Genomic DNA, 18,111 nt, shown 5'->3' on the forward strand with positions numbered 1-18,111 from the left:
ATGATAATTTTTAAATCTCGACTATATTTTGACATAAAAAGACCCCCAGTTAGTGGTTGTCCAACTATTGGGGGTCACTTCAAATGGCGCTTTTTAATATTAGGTCGTTTTTATTTTTTTATTTGTGCAAGTTTTTTGCGAATATTTGCTGCTCTTGATTTAGAAGATGGATGACTACTCAATATTGAAGAGTCTCCACCACCTAATTTATCAAATGCAGTAGCAAGTCCTTCTGGATTAATTTTTTTCTTAACTAAGAAATCAAATGAATAATTATCAGCTTCTTGTTCTTGTTTTTGTGAGAATTGAGAATTAATTACTGCTGATGCTAAAGCACCTAATTTAGATTTAGATATTGAAGCAATTGCAGCATTACCAGACGCAGCGGCTGCATCTTGAGCAATTTCAGTTGCATAAGCAATTTGCATCGCTTTTTTACTATGACCTAAAGCAACATGACCTAATTCATGACCTAAAACACCTTGAATTTCATTATCTGTCATCAAATCCATTAAACCACTATAGACACGCACGCAACCGTTCGCCATTGCCCAAGCATTAACATCTTTAGTGATATATACTCTATAATTAATTGGTGTACCATCAACGTTGTTACCTAAAGCTTTGACGATTTTGTTTAACCTTTTAGAGTAAGCGTTTTTTGCTGAAGCAACTTTTGACTGAGCATCCATTTGTGCACAAGCATCTTTACTTAATTGTTTAACATCATTGTCACTTAATGTTGCAGCTTGAAGACCTTTCATTCCTAGGTTAGCTAAATCATCTGGATTCATATTACAGCCAGTTAGGGACATAGCTGCGACTAAAGGTAATGCAACTAATAATGTTTTTTGATGTTTTTTCATAATATTTTCCTTATTTAAATAATTATTTATATCCATCTAAACTAAGTTAAGTTAGACGCAGAAATTTTAAACTAACTTTAATAATAATCAATAAATAATTACTTGTTTTATAACTTGAAAAATAATTACTTGATTACTCAGTATATGAGATTTAGACTAATCACCCATTTTTTAAGGTACAAACTTATGCAACTATCTGATTTCGATTTTACACTTCCTAAAGAACTCATTGCCAAATATCCATCAGAAACTAGAAGTGCATGCCGGCTTTTATCACTTGATGGAAAAACAGGTAACATTAACCATGGCATTTTTACTGACATTGTCGACAGTATTAATCCAGGCGATTTGCTTATTTTTAATAACACTAGAGTTATACCTGCTCGCGTTTATGGTAAAAAATTATCTGGCGGTAAAATTGAAATACTTATCGAACGATTATTAGATGGGAATCGTGCACTTGCACATGTAAAAGCATCAAAATCGCCTAAAGAAGGGACTGACTTAATATTAGGAGAAGACTCATCGGTTACTGTAACTATGGTAGCTCGTCATGATAGCCTCTTTGAATTACAATTTCCGGACGATGTACTTACTATTTTAAATAAAATCGGTCATATACCTTTACCACCTTATATTGACAGACCTGATGATGACCAAGATCGTGAAGTTTATCAAACCGTATACAATAAAGTACCTGGAGCGGTTGCAGCCCCTACAGCTGGACTTCATTTTGATGAAAGCTTATTAGAAAAATTGAAACAAAAAGGCGTTGAAATGGCTTTTGTCACTTTACATGTTGGCGCAGGGACATTTCAACCAGTAAGAGTTGAGAATATCGAAACTCATGTTATGCACGCAGAGTATGCGGAGGTTCCAGAGGAAGTTGTTAAAGCGGTATTAGCCTGCAAAGCCAGAGGTAATAAAGTCATCGCTGTGGGAACTACCTCGGTTAGGGCTCTTGAAAGCGCTGCACAAAAAACTGGGGAAATTGCTCCTTTTTTTGCTGATACACAGATATTTATTTACCCAGGCTACCACTTTAATGTTATTGATTCACTGATCACAAATTTTCATCTACCCGAATCAACATTAATTATGCTTGTATCAGCATTTGCAGGATATGAAAATACGATGAATGCTTATCAAGAAGCGGTTAAGCAACAATATCGATTTTTTAGTTATGGTGATGCAATGTTTATCACTAAACAATCGAATGAATCACTCTAAAATTTTATCAACATTTAATGGAAAGTTGCCTAATCAAGCTGATATGGCAAATTTGGTTGGTAACTTTTCCATTTAACCATTTTAATTACCTATTTATTCTTTAATTTATCTAAAATATTATTCTTGCGATGCAAATTTGACGGATGAGATGTCGGATATTCTGATGCATGAATGGGCATTTTAGATAACATATTTACCAAACCTATGGGATCAATTTTTTCTTTTAATAAAAGATTCAAAGCATATTCATCTGCTTCAACTTCATACTGTTGCGCAATTTCTTGTTTTACCATGATAATAATTTCATTGGCTTTATCGGTAATTTCAATATAAGGAGCCTGTCGAAATGATTTTATAGCATGTTTAAGTGCAATATGTCCTTGTTCATGCGCCAATACGGCTTGCAATTCATTATCTGTTAATAATTTAATCAATCCACTGTTCACTCGAATACATCCATTTGCAGTTGACCAAGCATTGGGTTCAGTATTCAAATAAACCTTATAATTTATTTCGCTATTATTAATATTGTTAGGCAATGTTTTAGCGATTTTATTTAAGCGTTTACTTAAAGCATGATTATTGGCTGGAATTGTCGCCCTATAATCCATTTCATTACACGCTTGCTGACTAATAGCTAGTATGTCTTGTTCGGATAAAAATTTTACTGCTTCAGACGGTATCCGTTTAGCTGTACGAATGTTTGTATGATTTTGACATGCGGTCGACAAAAATATCAATAATAATGAAAATATCAATATAACATAGTTCACAATTCTTAAAATCCTTTCAAAAGTTGTTAATTCAAGTCAAGCACGATAAACTATCCGCCGCAATGTAATAGTACACAACGCATTATATCAATAATTCGCGCCAAACTGTTTATTTGGTCGCAAGAGGTAAATAAATGAAATTTGAATTAGATAATACCGACGGTTTAGCTCGTCGTGGACGTATGAAATTCGATCGTCGTGGAGTCGAATATACGGTAGAAACCCCTGCATTTATGCCTGTCGGAACTTATGGAACGGTAAAAGGTATGACGCCGGAAGAAGTAGCCGCAACGGGAGCTCAAATCTTATTAGGCAATACTTTCCATTTATGGCTAAGACCTGGTCAAGAAATCATGCGTAAACATGGTGATCTGCATGATTTCATGCAATGGCATGGCCCAATCTTAACGGATTCAGGTGGTTTTCAGGTATTTAGTTTAGGTGATATTCGAAAAATTAAAGAAGAAGGCGTCTATTTTAGAAATCCAATCAATGGAGATAAAATCTTTTTATCACCTGAAATTTCTATGGAAATCCAATATGATCTTGGTTCTGACATCGTCATGATATTTGACGAATGTGCGCCATTTCCTGCCGACTGGGATTATGTCAAAAAATCAATGGAGATGTCACTACGTTGGGCCAAACGCAGCAGAAAACGCTTTGATGAGTTAGGCAATAAAAATGCCCTATTTGGTATTGTTCAAGGTGGTATACATCAAGAATTACGTGACATATCAATTAAAGGATTAACAGAAATTGGGTTTGATGGTTATGCTGTTGGAGGCCTTGCCGTTGGCGAACCAAAAGAGGATATGCATCGTATATTGGAAGGCACATGCCCACAATTACCTGCTGATAAACCACGTTATTTGATGGGGGTTGGTAAACCAGAAGATTTAGTGGAAGGCGTACGTCGTGGCATCGATATGTTTGACTGTGTAATGCCAACTCGTAACGCACGCAATGGTCACCTATTTGTAACTGATGGTGTAATCAAAATTCGTAATGCCAAATATAAAAATGATACAACACCGCTGGATCCTCATTGTGATTGTTACACATGTAAAAATTACACAAAATCTTATCTGCATCATTTAGATAAATGTGGGGAGATTTTAGGCGCACGATTAAACACCATTCATAATTTGCGTTATTACCAACGCCTAATGGCAGAGATTCGTGAAGCTGTGGCAAATAAACGTTATGAAGAATTTGTTATCGAATTTTATCAACGTATTGGTAAAAAACCTGCCCCATTCACAAAATCTGAAAATAACTAGTATATTTTTTTAGGTAAGTATTGACACTTTTTAGTTAGCGCAGTATTATGCGCTTCCTAACGGCGAGTAGCGCAGCTTGGTAGCGCAACTGGTTTGGGACCAGTGGGTCGGAGGTTCGAATCCTCTCTCGCCGACCAATTTTAGATAAAAAAGCTTACTCATTGAGTAAGCTTTTTTATTATCTGCTTTTTGAGAGGATGATAACCGACCAGAAGTTCGAGCCGATCTTAATAATTCTAATTATCTTTCTTAATAAAGCTAATTAAACACTCGCCCGCATTCGAATGACTGGTACAAACGCTGACAAATCCATTTCATTTGTTACTTTTTTATTCTTTAAATTATCTAATAGCAGAGTGGCTGTATATTCACCGATTTCTTTATACGGTAAAGCGACCGTTGTTAATGCGGGAAAGCTCACTTGGCTAAACTCATTATCACCAAAACCACTTACTGCTAATTGATAAGGTACTCGAATATGTCGACGTTGACATTCATACAGTACCCCACAAGCTAATTCATCTGTCGTACAAATTAATGCGTCTAGTTCTGGCCAATTTAATAACATATCGGGTAACAACTCACTTCCTGTACTAAAATTGGCTGGTTTAGCAGCATTAATAACTCGATGTGTAGGGAGATGATAAGCTAACATAGCTTTATACCATCCGTGTAAGCGTTGTTGAAAAATTTGATATTCTTGGTTAGCACAAAGTAACCCAATGTGTTGATAACCTTTTTTAATAACATGTTCAGTGAGCATATACATAGCCAAACTATCATCTATTCCAACATTTATATTAGTTAATCCACCATAATCTTTACCAATATTCAAAATAGGAACAATTTTATTTTGCACAATTTGCTTAATAAAACTTTCATCTTCAACTTGAAATAGTAATATAGCTTCAAGGTTATGACTATATAAAGCATCTAACATTTGCGATTCAAATTTATAGTAATGATAAGATTCAATAAGTAAGGTAGTATACCCCTCTTTTGCCAAGTGTGTTTGAAGTGAATTTAACCATAATTGAGCGGAATGATCATATATTTTAGGTGTGATAACAGCAATGACTCGATTTGCCGATGCAGAGGCTAGCAAACTTGCAGCAACATTAGGTTTATATCCTAAAGCATCGACAGCAATTTGAATTTTTTGGCGAAGTTTATCTGAAACTCGATCTGGAGTTCGTAAAGCTCTAGATACGGTCATCGTTCCGACACCCGCATATTTTGCAACATCGAATAAAGTAATCTGTCCTGTAGTTTTACGCTTCTTTATTTCTTGCATCTTTCATTCCGATTAAATTTAATCTTAACTTTTTTAAATAAATCTTATATTAGTGGTAGCAAAGCAGAAAAAATCGATAATAGACAATTAATAATAGAAAAGTGTGATACAATCACTTCGAAATCACTCTCATTTCTATAATACTATTACGTCTAAATAACTATTTTATAATCGTTATATCAAAAATGTTACTTTCATCACAAAATGAGAAAAATTTTCATCAACTTTGATAGCGCTATCACATTTCTAATATTTTTTTATTTCTATTCTTATTTAGTATGTTATTTTTTAAACTAACAATTGATGATATCAGGTTTAATGGAGGAAAAATGTTAGGTAAATGGTTAACCAGCCAAACAGTCAATATTGTTGATTCTGTTGAAGATTGGAAAGAAGCGATACAAATTTGTGCAAAACCATTATTAGAAAATAATGCCATTTCGCCAAATTATGTCCAAGCAATTTTTCAATTACATGAATCAATTGGACCTTACTACGTATTGGCACCGGGTATCGCTATGCCGCATGCTAGACCAGAGCAAGGTGTCAATCAACTGGGCTTATCTATGTTACTGGTCAAACAAGGAGTGAAATTTAATTCATCAGAAAATGACCCCGTATATTTAATTACTTTATTAGCAGCCAGTGATAATACAAGCCATATTGAAATGTTAACTCAATTAGCTGAGCTGTTTGGTGAATCAAACGATATGCAGACAATTTTTAATGCACAAAATAGTGATCAAATATTAGCTGTGATCAATCGTTATTAAATTTAATAAAACTAAGAAAAGGATAAATAAAATGAAAATTATGGCAGTTTGTGGTTCAGGTCTTGGTAGCAGTTTTATGGTTGAAATGAATATCAAAAAAGTTCTAAAAAAATTAAATATTGATGCAGAAGTAACGCATGCAGATCTTGCCTCAGCAACCCCTGAACAAGCTGATTTATTTGTTATGACTAAAGATTTAGCAGACAGCTCTGGCATTCCTAGCGATAAACTAGTAGTTCTAAATAATATAATTGATATCAATGATTTGGAGTCCAAACTCGTTGAACATTTCGCTAAGCAATAGTTAGATAATGAGGTGTTGCGATGATTCAAGAAGTCGTTAAATTTATCGTTGATATTTTAAAAGTACCGGCCGTATTAGTTGGTATGATTGCTATGGTTGGGTTAATAGCCCAACGCAAATCCTTTGCTGATACAGTAAAAGGAACCGTTAAAACTATTTTAGGATTTTTAGTTTTAGGCGGTGGTGCAAGCGTACTTATTAGTGCGATTACACCATTAGGTATGATGTTTGAAGAGGCTTTTAAACTACAAGGCATCATCCCTAATAATGAAGCTATCGTATCCATGGCATTAAATGAATATGGTGCAGCAACAGCATTAATCATGGCTTTTGGAATGATTGCTAATATTGTGGTTGCGCGTTTTACATGTTTAAAATTTATCTTTTTAACTGGACATCATACCTTTTATATGGCGTGTATGATCAGCATTATTCTAACGGTTGCGGGTTTTGAAGGTTGGCAATTAGTCTTTACTGGAGCCCTAGTACTTGGGCTAATTATGGCGTTTTTCCCTGCAATGGCTCAACCATATATGCGTAAAATCACAGGAAATAATGATGTAGCATTTGGTCACTTTGGCACCTTAGGTTATGTATTGGCAGGAGCGCTTGGTCAAGTCGCTGGTAAAAACTCTCGCTCAACAGAAGAGATGAATTTACCTAAAAATCTAAGTTTCTTGCGTGATAGCTCAATTTCAATTTCATTAACAATGATGATAATCTATTTGACCCTTGCCGTTTTTGCTGGACCTGATTATGTCCAAACAAATTTAAGTAAGGGGGATAATTACCTAGTTTATGCAATTATCGAAGCAATTACCTTTGCTGCTGGGGTATTTATTATTCTACAAGGCGTACGGTTAATTCTTGCTGAAATTGTTCCAGCATTTACAGGTTTTTCAGAAAAACTCGTGCCGAATGCCAAACCAGCCTTAGATTGTCCAGTTGTTTTCCCATATGCACCAAACGCTGTATTAATTGGTTTTTTATTTAGTTTCCTTGGTGGATTAGTTGGTCTATTTGTATTAGGTCAATTAAATGCTGTACTAATTTTACCTGGCGTAGTTCCTCATTTCTTCTGTGGTGCAACTGCTGGTGTTTTCGGTAATGCTATGGGCGGACGTCGAGGTGCAATGCTTGGCGCATTTGCTAATGGTTTATTAGTCACATTTTTACCTGTACTTTTATTACCTGTTTTAGGTTCGCTTGGTTTTGCTAATACGACTTTCTCTGATGTCGATTTCTGTGGTATTGGTATTATTTTAGGTAATATGGCTAAATGGTTTAACAAAGATATAATAATGATTATTATTGTTGCTATTTTTGCTCTTCTGGTTATCCACAACTACATGTTAAAAAATAAGAAAACCGCAAATGATTAAGCTTAAAATTTTTTAATTAATTTTAGGTAACAATTAAATTACCAGATCAAATGATCTGGTAATTTTTTATAATTAATGCTAAAAATAAAACTAAAAATATAATTCTTTAATTAAGTAAAGTTTATGTTATTCTTAAAGTTATATTAACACAGAATTGGTTGTACTCTCTTAAAGGAATAATTAATGACAAATATCAATCAACAAAGTATCTTTGTCAATGAACATATTCATTTAGTGCCATCGGATCGACAATATTCATCTAAGTTATACAATATTATTGATGTTAATCGTGATAATTTTAGTCAATTTATGGCTTGGCCTAAGTTTGTCAATAATGAAGCAGACACATCAAATTTTTTAGATAATTGTTCAGTTGAGCACCAAAAAGATATTACCAAAACTTATGTAATTTTACTGGATAATAATCCTGTCGGCTTATTGTCTTTTAATCGAATAGATAAAAACAATAAGACAGCCTATATTGGTTATTGGCTCGATAGCCAAGCAGAAGGTAAAGGTATTATGACACAAGCAATTCAAGCACTTACTCACTACTATGCATCACAAAAAATAATTAAACGATTTGTTATTAAATGCTCAGTGGATAATCCTAAAAGTAATGCGGTTGCTAAGCGATGCGGTTTTAGTTATGAAGGAACACTTAAACAGGCTGAATATTTAAATGGAATTTATCATGATCAAAATATTTATGGTCTAATTTCAATGTACCTTTAAAATTGTCACCAAATTATAACAAAATAATTCCTCACTAACTTTATATTAAATATTTTATTACTGATTAAATTAAAAGGCCTGACTCCGGTTGAATATCGAAATCAGGCCTTACAAGCAGCTTAATAAAAGTGTCCAACTGTATGGGGTCACTTCATAATGTCGGTTTTTACTTTTATAACGTTGAAATGATTCATTTCAAAATAAGTTAAATATATTCTCTGATTATTTACTAAACACGTTACCATAAAGAGCTAACAGAGCAACGATGATCATTGTAGAAACTGCAATGGTATATTGCATTTTCACTTTATATTTTTTCATTTCACCAAGTGAAAGCTCTTTATTCTTATTCTTTCTGTGGTAATAATAATATAAAGGTAAACCGATTAAAGTTAGAATGATTGACGCAATACCATTAAAAGTTTGATAAACAAGCATACCATAAATAACATACATAGCCCCTAGAATTGCGATAATTGGAATGATTGGATAACCAATAACTTTATAAGATCTTGGGATATCGGCATATTTTTTACGAGCGATGATTACACCAATAAATGTTAATAAATAAAATACCCAAATTGAAAACATTGAGATTTCAGATAAACGATCAGCATCCAGTAAAATTGAATATAAAAAAGAAAATATCACTAATACACATATAGCATTAACTGGTGAGCGACTATCATCATCGATTGTACTTAAATAACGCGCTCCAATGATGGTTCCTCGTTCTGCCATACTGAAAATTGTACGAGATAACGTCATAATATAACCATTAATCCCACCTAAAATTGAGATCATAATGCCAACCGCAACTAAATTACCACCCAAATTGCCAAACATACGTTGTGAGGCAACGGCCGAAGCATCATGACCAAGTGATACCATCTCTTGGACAGGAAAAATTTTAAACAATGCAATATTGATACAGGCATAAACAACAACTAAAAATATGATACCCAAAATAATTGCTTTAGGTAGCACTTTTGCCGGATTATGAATTTCACCAGCAACAGAGGCAACTTGAGCCCAACCATCATAAGCAAATAAAGTAGCCAAAATAGCTACAGCAAATGGAGCATAAGTTTCAATCCCTTGACCACTAGCACTAAATAATGCTACTTGACCATTACCTTTCCATAGTCCAAATACGGCTAACAATAAAATAGGAATAAGCTTACAAGCAGTAGCTATCGTTTGCAAATAACCTGCTTGCTTAACGCCAATAGCGTTAATAACAGCAATAAATCCTAAAACGCCAGCACTTACTGCCATTTTATAAGAATCATCAATACCAAATAACAGGCAAAATACCGAACTAAAATATCCTACCAATGCCCCAACTAATGATGGAGCAAAAAGCACGGTAATCATCCAACCATAAAGATGAGAAACTTTTGAGCCGTAAATTTTTTCCAGATAAACCAACATACCGCCCGTTCGTGGAAACATAACACCTAATTCACAAAGCGTTAATCCACCACAAATAGAAAAAACACCACCAATAATCCACGCTAACAGCGCATAGTTATAATCACCGGCAACTTCTAATACGGCAGGTGGTTTCATAAATGCGCCAGCCCCTAAAACCATACCAACAACCAGCGACAATGCAGAAACTAAACCAAGATCTTTCCGTAAATTATTTTCTAAATTGTGATCTTCCATATAGGTCCTCTTAAAACATATTAAATTAGCGAGCAAAATTGATTTATGATAGGGATTTATTAATAAAATACAAGAAAGATTAATATTATTGATAGTAAAGGTAGCGAAAGTAAAACGGATAAATTAATATTTGATCATGAAAAAAGCCAGCATTAAGCCAGCTTTTATTGGTTTTTAACTTAATATAGAAAACAATTATTTCTGTTTTTTCATTTTCATATCAACAACCATACGACCACGAATTTTACCTTCTCTCATTTCGTTAATCATATCATTGATATCTTCTAATGGACGTTTTTCAACAATTGGTACAACTTTACCTTCAGCACTAAATTGGAATGCTTCGGCTAAATCTTGACGCGTACCAACCAATGAACCTAAAACTTGAATACCATCTAATACTGTTTTAGGAATACTTAAATCCATCGTTTCAGAAGGTAAACCTAAAGCGACAACTCTACCTAAAGGACGAACAGACTCAATTGCTTGATTAAAAGCAGTTTTAGTTACTGATGTTACCACCGCACCATGCACACCACCACCTGTATGTTCTTTAATATAAGCACCTACGTCTGCCACTTTTTTAGGGTTAACAACCAAGTCGGCACCCAGTTCTTTACATAGTTCTAATTGGCTGTCACTATTACTAATCGCCACTACTTTATTGTTAAACACTTTTTTGCCATATTCAACTGCCAAAGTGCCTAAACCGCCAATACCAAATACCGCAAGCCATTGACCTGGTTTTGTGTCTGCAACTTTTATGCCTTTGTAAGTTGTTACTCCAGCACAAGTTACGCTAGTTGCTTGAGCTGGATCTAATCCTTCTGGTACTTTAACTGCGTAATCTGCTTTGACAATACACTGTTCTGCCATACCACCATCGACACTATATCCAGAATTTAAAACATTACGGCAAAAGGTTTCCTGACCTGAAATACAATATTCACATGAACCACAACCAGCATGGAACCAAGCAATACTAACACGATCACCAATTTTTAAACTTTTCACATCTGGAGCTATTTTAGTAACGATCCCTACTCCCTCATGTCCAATAACACGACCAGGTTTTTTACCAAAGTCACCTGCCGCGACATGAAGATCTGTATGACAAAGACCACAATATTCAACTTCAACTAAAGCTTCGCCTGCTTCCAATGGACGGAGAGGAATATCTTTAATTTCAACTTGACCATCGCACTCTTGTCTAACAACTGCTGCCTTCATTTTTTTCTCCTAAATAATTTTAAAATAAAATATAACTTAGTTTATTCTATCCTAACTATGTTGAAAAAAAATGAGGTATTTCACAAAATTATTAAAAAGTTTGATTATTTAATAATCCTGATTGAAACGTATATCTAACCTCAAAGTTTTTGACAAAAATCTAGAATTGCTAAAAAACATCCTTAATTAACTTTATTAATTGTTTGCTCTGTTTTTTTATTTTGCTGTTATCTCTTGAATGATAAATCATACCAATAAACTTAATTATGAATTAACCTAATGACTTGATAACTTAAAGTAAGTTAGCGATAGATAATCAAAAGTGCTTGATTAATTTTTATATTTATCTCATAAAATTTTTAGATCAATTAATGATGGTATAAGGCTTTTTGAAAGATTAAGCCATGAAATAAATAGAAAATCACAGACAGGAAAATGTTTTTATATTTTAAAGGAACGAGCCTGAATACTCGTTCCTTATTTAACATTTAAAAAATTATGGTTAACCAATATCTTTTGCAATGTATTTTTGACTATTATTATTCATTAATAAAAATAGTCCAATTAATGCACCGAGTGCGAATAACCCAACCACATACATAGCTGGTGCCATTTTGCTCACAAAGTCACTCAAAAATGATATGAGTAATGGCGTTAATCCTCCTGCAATGGCATACGCCATATTAAATGAAAACGACACTCCACTATAACGAATTTGGGTAGGAAAGACTTTCACCATAAAGTAGGCAAAAGATCCAACAATACCCACGCAGAACCCTGCTAGGGAATAAGTGATAAATAAAAGTTGATGATTATCTAAGGATAAATAAAAAATAGCGATAGCAAGCGCTGCAAGAATGCAACCAATCAATATGACCTTACCCATCGTAAACTTATCCATCATCATGCCATAAAAAGTACAACTTATAATCAGACCTATTATTGCTAATATATTGCCTTGTAGTGCATCAATTGGTGAATAATCAAATGATTTTTGTAATAAAATAGGCGTCATTAACATAATAACCATAATACCGGCAGATAAAACCCAAGTCAGTAACATTGATAATACTGTCTGTGGTAAATATTGAGTTATCACGGTAACAACAGGAATTTTATTCGATAATTCTTGTTGTTTACGTTTTTGAATTTCAAGAAAAATGGGAGTTTCTTTTAACCAACGGCGCAAATACATTGCGATCAAACCAAAAATACCACCAATAATAAAAGGAATACGCCATCCCCAATCGATTAATTGTTCGGATGAGACGCTTTTATTCATAACAGTTGAAACCAAAGAACCGAGTAAAATACCTAAACTTAAGCCACTGGTTAAAATTCCACATGCTAATCCAATTTTATCTTTTGGCACATGCTCAGCAACAAACGTCCAAGCACCGGGTACTTCGCCCCCTACTGCCAATCCCTGACATAATCGCATAAGTAATAATAATAAAGGTGCAAAAATTCCAATATCGGTATAAGTAGGTAAACAACCGATAAATAATGTCGGTAATGCCATAAGCAGAATACTAAGTGTAAACATTCGTTTGCGACCAAATAAATCACCAAAGTGCGCCATAATAATTCCGCCAAAAGGACGAATTAAATAACCTGCAGCGAAAATACCGAATGTTTGTACCTGACTTAACCATGCAGGCATATCATCTGGAAAAAATAGATGACTGATAGTAATTGAAAAGAATACAAATATAATAAAATCATAAAACTCTAAAGCCCCGCCTAAAGCAGACAGAGCTAATGTTTTGTAGTCTTGTTTATTTAAAGTACGCGTTTGCGTAATTGGTGTCGTGTATGACATAGTTTTCCTTGTAAATTATTTTTTACACAGAGTGTGCGTTAATCTACTAATATACCTGAACAACATTTTTTTTAAAGACAATATCAACAAATATGACAACCTACATTTTATTATTGGCATGAAATAAAAACTTTTTTAAATATAAGCGATTTGATCAAATAAACAGCACTAAATGATTAATATATGTTAAAAATTAAAACTACAATCAAATGATATTTTTAAATGGAGAGTTATAAAATGGCTATAAAACATATTACTCGAGGTAAATTCACACGCATGCAACAATTATCGAACCAGGATGGCGTTATTGCGGCATTAGCAATTGACCAACGCGGTTCAATGGTAAAAATGATGGAGTCGGCAGTCGGTAAAGATCGCTATCATGTAGATATGGTGTATGAATTTAAAGAGCTTGTCTCACAAGAATTAACAAAATATGTTAGTGCAATCTTGTTAGACGAAGAGTATGGCTTTAAAGGTATGACTAAAAAAAATAAAGATGCTGGATTAATTATATCTTATGAAAAAACAGGATATGATGCCAATACTCCAGGTCGACTACCTGATGTATTGCCAGAAGACTCTCTACAACGGTTATTAAAAAAAGGAGCCGATGCTGCAAAAGTCTTGGTTTATTATAATCCAGATGATCCTCAAGATATTTTAGAAAAAAAACATGCATTTTTAGAACGTATCGGTACAGAAGCAAGAGCAGCGGATATCCCGTTATTTGTTGAGCCGATTGTCTATGATAATGTAGTAACAGATGATAAAAGCCCTGAATTTGCCAAAATAAAGCCTCAAAAAGTCATTAACACCATTAAAGAGTTCACTAAAAATCAATATTATATTGATGTACTAAAAGTTGAAGTTCCAGTACTTTTCAAAAATGTTGAAGGATTTAATGATAATAATGTTGTTGTTTACACCCAAAAACAAGCAGCTGATTACTTTAAACAGGCCAGTGACGTAGCAACTCGTCCATTTATCTATTTGAGTGCTGGGGTACCAACCAAAACTTTCCATCAAGAATTAATTTTTGCGGGTGAAAATGGCGCTAAATACAGTGGTATTTTAGGTGGACGTGCAACATGGTTTGAAGGTGTTGCAGCGTATGCCAAAGAAGGTAAAGAGGGCTTAAAACGCTGGTTAGACAAAACTGGACGTGAAAATGTTGAGCACCTCAATAAAATTTTAAAACAGTATGCGACACCTTGGTACGATATTTATGGTGGCAAACAAAACATAGAAGTGATCGATATTAAATTAAGCGATTAATTAATTTCAAATCCAATCCCAATAGTTATAAATTATAAGTAAGCAAAGATAGAGTACAGGGTTTTATCCTATTTACCTGTACTCTCTTTTAAAGTTCTAAAAATTTTATCACCAAGATTAACTACCCAAAAAAGATAAATTAAAACCTCCTGAATAATTTTAAATTGCTTTATCAAAAAATAAGTTCACTTTGGTTAGTTTAGACATTGACTCGATATAATCCTTAACTTTAGGCGGAAAACGTAATCCTTTTACACAAGTCAAATTACGTAAAACAGGAAACAGACAGATATCATCTAAAGATAATTGCCCATTACACGCTTGTGGCGAGATAATCAATGGTTCAAGCTCGTTTAATAACTTGGATATTTCAGATACCAATGAATCAGTTTGTGCTAAGCATTCATCAAATGAGCCGATTTTTTTAGTTTTACTCGTGACAAAGTAATTGATCGCACTTTGAGTTGCAAATTCTGCTAAGCCAAGTTTGATATAACGTGGACACTCTAATTTATAATCATATTGCTGTAGTTGTTTAATTAATTTTTCAATATTTGGCGATTTTGGGCCGATTAAGATAGGCTTTCCTCCATAATGATTATCGACATAATCAACAATATCCAGACTTTCAGGCATATAACTGCCATCCTCTTTTTGTAAAATTGGTGCCATCTTTTGACCAATCATACTTTCGGGAGACTTAAAATCATCACTCAAAAATACATGTAGCTCAACAGGGATATCTTTTAAACCAAAAATCATTCTAGCCCTTACACAAAAAGGACAGTGTTCATAAATATATAATTTCATTTCTACCTCCTTAAGCAATCAATAGCCCATAATAAATAGGCAAACCCTATAAATGCCAGCATGACAATGCTCGCATTAAACAATGCATGTGGATAACCGATTTTTGTCACATTGATAAAAGGATACGGATAATAATGAGTAAAAAAGCCTAGTACAAAAATATAAACGGCATAAATTAACATGGTAGTTAATGATCCTATAATGACGCGAAAGCTAATGCGTCGAAAGGGTCCCCAAATCAGCCAACTCAATATGCCTAGTAGAGGAATAACAACATGTAAACTTTCATTAGCGAATCGCATAAATATATTTGGTGGAACATGAATGCCACGTAAAAGCGAGTTATACACAATAGCCGTTATAATTACACCTACCAACCCATTTAATCGAATAATACGAAAAATAAAACGATTACAATTCGGACTAAAAGCTAACCATAAACAACTTATTGCCAACATAAGGTTAGATAATACAGTAAAAAAACTATAATAAAACACCATACGCCCTATTGATGTTGCTGGCTGCCAGCTTCGAAGCTGCATATGCCAATAAGTATAAGTTTCAAGACCAACAACCAACAGCACATATAATGCAATAAAAAGATTAATATTTCGTTTTAACATAACAAATATAAAAAAATAAAACCGTATTGCAGTATATATCAGTAAATCTAAAAAAAAGAAATTATAAAAATAGATTAATTTGTTATTTTTAATAAAAATAATGTCAAAACTTTTATCCTATGAGAGTATTTTAATAAAAGTCGTTTTTTAGATATAAAAGCTTAATCTAAATTCTACTCACTGCTCACTGTTATAAATCGCGCTTAGAATTTAAATTTAGAATGTTTTTATTATGAAATGGTATAGACTCCTGAATATTTTTTACAAAATAAACTATAACTTACTAATATAATTGTATTTTTATATAAACTCAACCCAGTTATTTATTCAAACTAAAATCCTATTTTTTGTTCTAACAATAATTAAAAAAATTTTTCATCATTGTACAGTCCTTTATTTTTGTCAAAAAGTTTCAGGTAATGGCTATGTCTGAGTAAAAAGGATTTTTATATATAAATCTTAATAAAATTCAGTGAAAAATTATCCAATAAAAAATCTGCAAAAACCAAATTCTTTTAGTCCTTGTTTGATCATGTTCAGGTGACAAACTTTTAACGATATTTTATTTTATTTATTTATTAATAATATCATTAAGTTATCCATCTAATTAAAATTTAAAGAAATGTAAAAAAAGATTGCAAAATATACAAAACAGTGTATTTTAGATTATTTTTAATATCTGACTGATTTTAACACCTTACTGCCTATTGGCAATTTTTATAATAATTATTAACTGGTCAGATAAAAATAATAAATAGTTCAATAAAACAAAGTTGTATTTGCAGTACACATGAAATATATCGAGGATAACATGGATAAAGGACTAACCAATTTGGTAAATCAATTGGGCAATGGTTTAAGTCGAGGCTTAAAGCAAGGTTTGGTTAATGGAGTCGGTCACAATCGCTATACGTTAAATATTGATGGTTTGCCTACTGAGGTTTCAGTTTTACAGGTTGAAGGTAATGAGCAACTTAATCAGCCTTGGCATTACACCATTACCTTTACCAGCTCGGATAAACAACTTTCTGTTGAGTCATTTCTTAATCAAAATGCCCGTTTGAGTTTTAACCCGGCAAATTCTAACAATTTAAGTGATATTGCAACGAAAGGACTTGATGCACTTAATTCCTTAACTTCGGCTAATCCATTAGATGCATTAAAACACTCTGAGCCATTAAAACAGTTAGATAAACTTAAACAATCCAATCCACTTGATTCACTTAACTCTTTAACCCAGTTTAATCCGCTTAATCCGTTAAATTCATTATTATCTCAGGGTGGCTCACGCACTCTTTATGGTGTGGTTACTCAATTCAGTCAGTTATCGGTGAGTAATGACGAAGCCCGTTATCAAGTTGTATTATCCTCGCAATTAGCCAAACTGGCATTAAGTCATAACTGTGCTATTTTTCAGAATCAAAGCGTTATCAGTGTGGTTGAAGAGGTCTTGCGTGGTCATGGTTATACCGGGATTGATTATCGTTTAGCACTTAAAGAGCAGTACCCTGAACGTGAATTTATCACCCAGTGGCAGGAGAGTGACCTTGAGTTTATTCAAAGACTGCTTGCTGATGTGGGGGTCTATTTCCGGTTTGAAACCCATGGTGAACATAATTGTGATGTAATGGTCATCAGTGATTATGAGCAAGGTTATCAGCAGGTGGCTGATATTGTGTATAAACAACCGAGCGGCACACTGGATAACGGTGTTGAAAGTGTCTGGGATATAACCTTGCACAGTCAGATGGTGGAATCATCGGTACAAGTACAGGATTATAACTACCGAGATGCGCAGGCGAATTTACTGGGTGAGGTTAACAGCCAACAGAAAGATAACACCACTTACGGTACCGATTATCGTTATGATGAGCACTATAAAGGGTTAAGTAGCAATGGTGACAGCAATAATGGAATTGATAGTGACACCAACAATAATAATGATGACGATGATGATGAAAACAGTGGTGATATCGATACCGATGACAGTCAAAGCAGTAACGGCAATAGTAATGACAACGACAATAATAGCGATAA

General features: G+C 33.7%; 16 protein-coding genes and 1 tRNA gene. 9 read left to right on the top strand and 8 right to left on the bottom strand.

Annotation, left to right across the window (positions count from 1 at the left end):
- Window positions 1-110 precede the first annotated feature (110 nt).
- Window positions 111-866 (bottom strand): M48 family metalloprotease, encoded by a 756-nt coding sequence (locus H3S88_RS12715; protein WP_198229126.1) that lies wholly within the window; start codon window positions 864-866, stop codon window positions 111-113.
- Between the two features lie 186 nt (window positions 867-1,052).
- Between H3S88_RS12715 and queA the strand changes: the two genes are divergently transcribed.
- The gene (gene queA / locus H3S88_RS12720; RefSeq protein ID WP_198229125.1) at window positions 1,053-2,096 is read left to right on the top strand and encodes a tRNA preQ1(34) S-adenosylmethionine ribosyltransferase-isomerase QueA; all 1,044 of its coding nucleotides are present in this window, start codon (window positions 1,053-1,055) and stop codon (window positions 2,094-2,096) included.
- 89 nt (window positions 2,097-2,185) lie between these two features.
- On the opposite strand, the gene H3S88_RS12725 is transcribed toward queA, so the two are convergent.
- The gene (locus H3S88_RS12725) at window positions 2,186-2,869 is read right to left on the bottom strand and encodes a M48 family metalloprotease (RefSeq protein ID WP_198229124.1); all 684 of its coding nucleotides are present in this window, start codon (window positions 2,867-2,869) and stop codon (window positions 2,186-2,188) included.
- A gap of 134 nt (window positions 2,870-3,003) precedes the next feature.
- Between H3S88_RS12725 and tgt the strand changes: the two genes are divergently transcribed.
- Both tgt and H3S88_RS12735 read left to right on the top strand, forming a co-directional pair.
- Window positions 3,004-4,152: a tRNA guanosine(34) transglycosylase Tgt gene (tgt, locus tag H3S88_RS12730; protein WP_198229123.1), complete on the top strand. Its 1,149-nt coding sequence runs from the start codon at window positions 3,004-3,006 to the stop codon at window positions 4,150-4,152.
- A 60-nt stretch (window positions 4,153-4,212) separates the two neighbouring features.
- Window positions 4,213-4,289 (top strand) — tRNA-Pro (locus H3S88_RS12735).
- A gap of 125 nt (window positions 4,290-4,414) precedes the next feature.
- Here the strand turns inward: H3S88_RS12735 and H3S88_RS12740 are convergent.
- Window positions 4,415-5,446 (bottom strand): LacI family DNA-binding transcriptional regulator, encoded by a 1,032-nt coding sequence (locus tag H3S88_RS12740; protein ID WP_198229122.1) that lies wholly within the window; start codon window positions 5,444-5,446, stop codon window positions 4,415-4,417.
- A 329-nt stretch (window positions 5,447-5,775) separates the two neighbouring features.
- On the opposite strand from H3S88_RS12740, the gene H3S88_RS12745 reads away from it, so the two are divergent.
- The 4 genes from H3S88_RS12745 (at window position 5,776) to rimL (ending at window position 8,640) form a co-directional block, all read left to right on the top strand.
- Complete coding sequence (locus H3S88_RS12745; RefSeq protein ID WP_198229121.1) at window positions 5,776-6,219, top strand: PTS sugar transporter subunit IIA; 444 nt, start codon at window positions 5,776-5,778, stop codon at window positions 6,217-6,219.
- Window positions 6,220-6,250: 31 nt separating this feature from the next.
- A complete protein-coding gene (locus H3S88_RS12750; protein ID WP_025314594.1) occupies window positions 6,251-6,523 on the top strand; it encodes a PTS sugar transporter subunit IIB in 273 nt (90 codons plus the stop codon).
- A 20-nt stretch (window positions 6,524-6,543) separates the two neighbouring features.
- Window positions 6,544-7,905 carry a PTS ascorbate transporter subunit IIC gene (locus H3S88_RS12755; protein WP_198229120.1) on the top strand — a complete coding sequence of 454 codons (1,362 nt, stop codon included), beginning with the start codon at window positions 6,544-6,546 and terminating at the stop codon, window positions 7,903-7,905.
- Between the two features lie 183 nt (window positions 7,906-8,088).
- Window positions 8,089-8,640, top strand: coding sequence for a 50S ribosomal protein L7/L12-serine acetyltransferase (gene rimL / locus H3S88_RS12760; protein WP_198229119.1), 552 nt, complete (start codon window positions 8,089-8,091; stop codon window positions 8,638-8,640).
- A 222-nt stretch (window positions 8,641-8,862) separates the two neighbouring features.
- Here rimL and H3S88_RS12765 read toward each other — a convergent pair whose 3' ends face one another.
- From H3S88_RS12765 to H3S88_RS12775, 3 genes are all read right to left on the bottom strand, one after another.
- Entirely contained in the window at window positions 8,863-10,311 is a 1,449-nt protein-coding gene (locus H3S88_RS12765) for an APC family permease (protein ID WP_198229118.1), read from the bottom strand.
- Between the two features lie 195 nt (window positions 10,312-10,506).
- Entirely contained in the window at window positions 10,507-11,541 is a 1,035-nt protein-coding gene (gene adhP, locus H3S88_RS12770) for an alcohol dehydrogenase AdhP (RefSeq protein WP_198229117.1), read from the bottom strand.
- Window positions 11,542-12,043: 502 nt separating this feature from the next.
- Window positions 12,044-13,363 carry an MFS transporter gene (locus tag H3S88_RS12775; protein ID WP_198229116.1) on the bottom strand — a complete coding sequence of 440 codons (1,320 nt, stop codon included), beginning with the start codon at window positions 13,361-13,363 and terminating at the stop codon, window positions 12,044-12,046.
- A gap of 243 nt (window positions 13,364-13,606) precedes the next feature.
- On the opposite strand from H3S88_RS12775, the gene H3S88_RS12780 reads away from it, so the two are divergent.
- Window positions 13,607-14,641 carry a tagatose 1,6-diphosphate aldolase gene (locus tag H3S88_RS12780; protein ID WP_198229127.1) on the top strand — a complete coding sequence of 345 codons (1,035 nt, stop codon included), beginning with the start codon at window positions 13,607-13,609 and terminating at the stop codon, window positions 14,639-14,641.
- A 159-nt stretch (window positions 14,642-14,800) separates the two neighbouring features.
- Here the strand turns inward: H3S88_RS12780 and grxB are convergent, their stop codons facing one another.
- Together grxB and H3S88_RS12790 are read right to left on the bottom strand one after the other, a co-directional pair.
- A complete protein-coding gene (grxB, locus tag H3S88_RS12785) occupies window positions 14,801-15,451 on the bottom strand; it encodes a glutaredoxin 2 (protein WP_198229115.1) in 651 nt (216 codons plus the stop codon).
- Between the two features lie 2 nt (window positions 15,452-15,453).
- Window positions 15,454-16,074: a Pr6Pr family membrane protein gene (locus H3S88_RS12790; RefSeq protein WP_198229114.1), complete on the bottom strand. Its 621-nt coding sequence runs from the start codon at window positions 16,072-16,074 to the stop codon at window positions 15,454-15,456.
- A 790-nt stretch (window positions 16,075-16,864) separates the two neighbouring features.
- Here H3S88_RS12790 and H3S88_RS12795 point away from each other — a divergent pair.
- Window positions 16,865-18,111, top strand: a 1,247-nt coding sequence (locus tag H3S88_RS12795) for a type VI secretion system Vgr family protein (RefSeq protein WP_198237274.1), incomplete at its 3' end; no start/stop codon positions are given.

It is taken from the genome of Gilliamella sp. B14448G11 (assembly GCF_016101765.1).
Classification (GTDB): domain Bacteria; phylum Pseudomonadota; class Gammaproteobacteria; order Enterobacterales; family Orbaceae; genus Gilliamella; species Gilliamella apicola_N.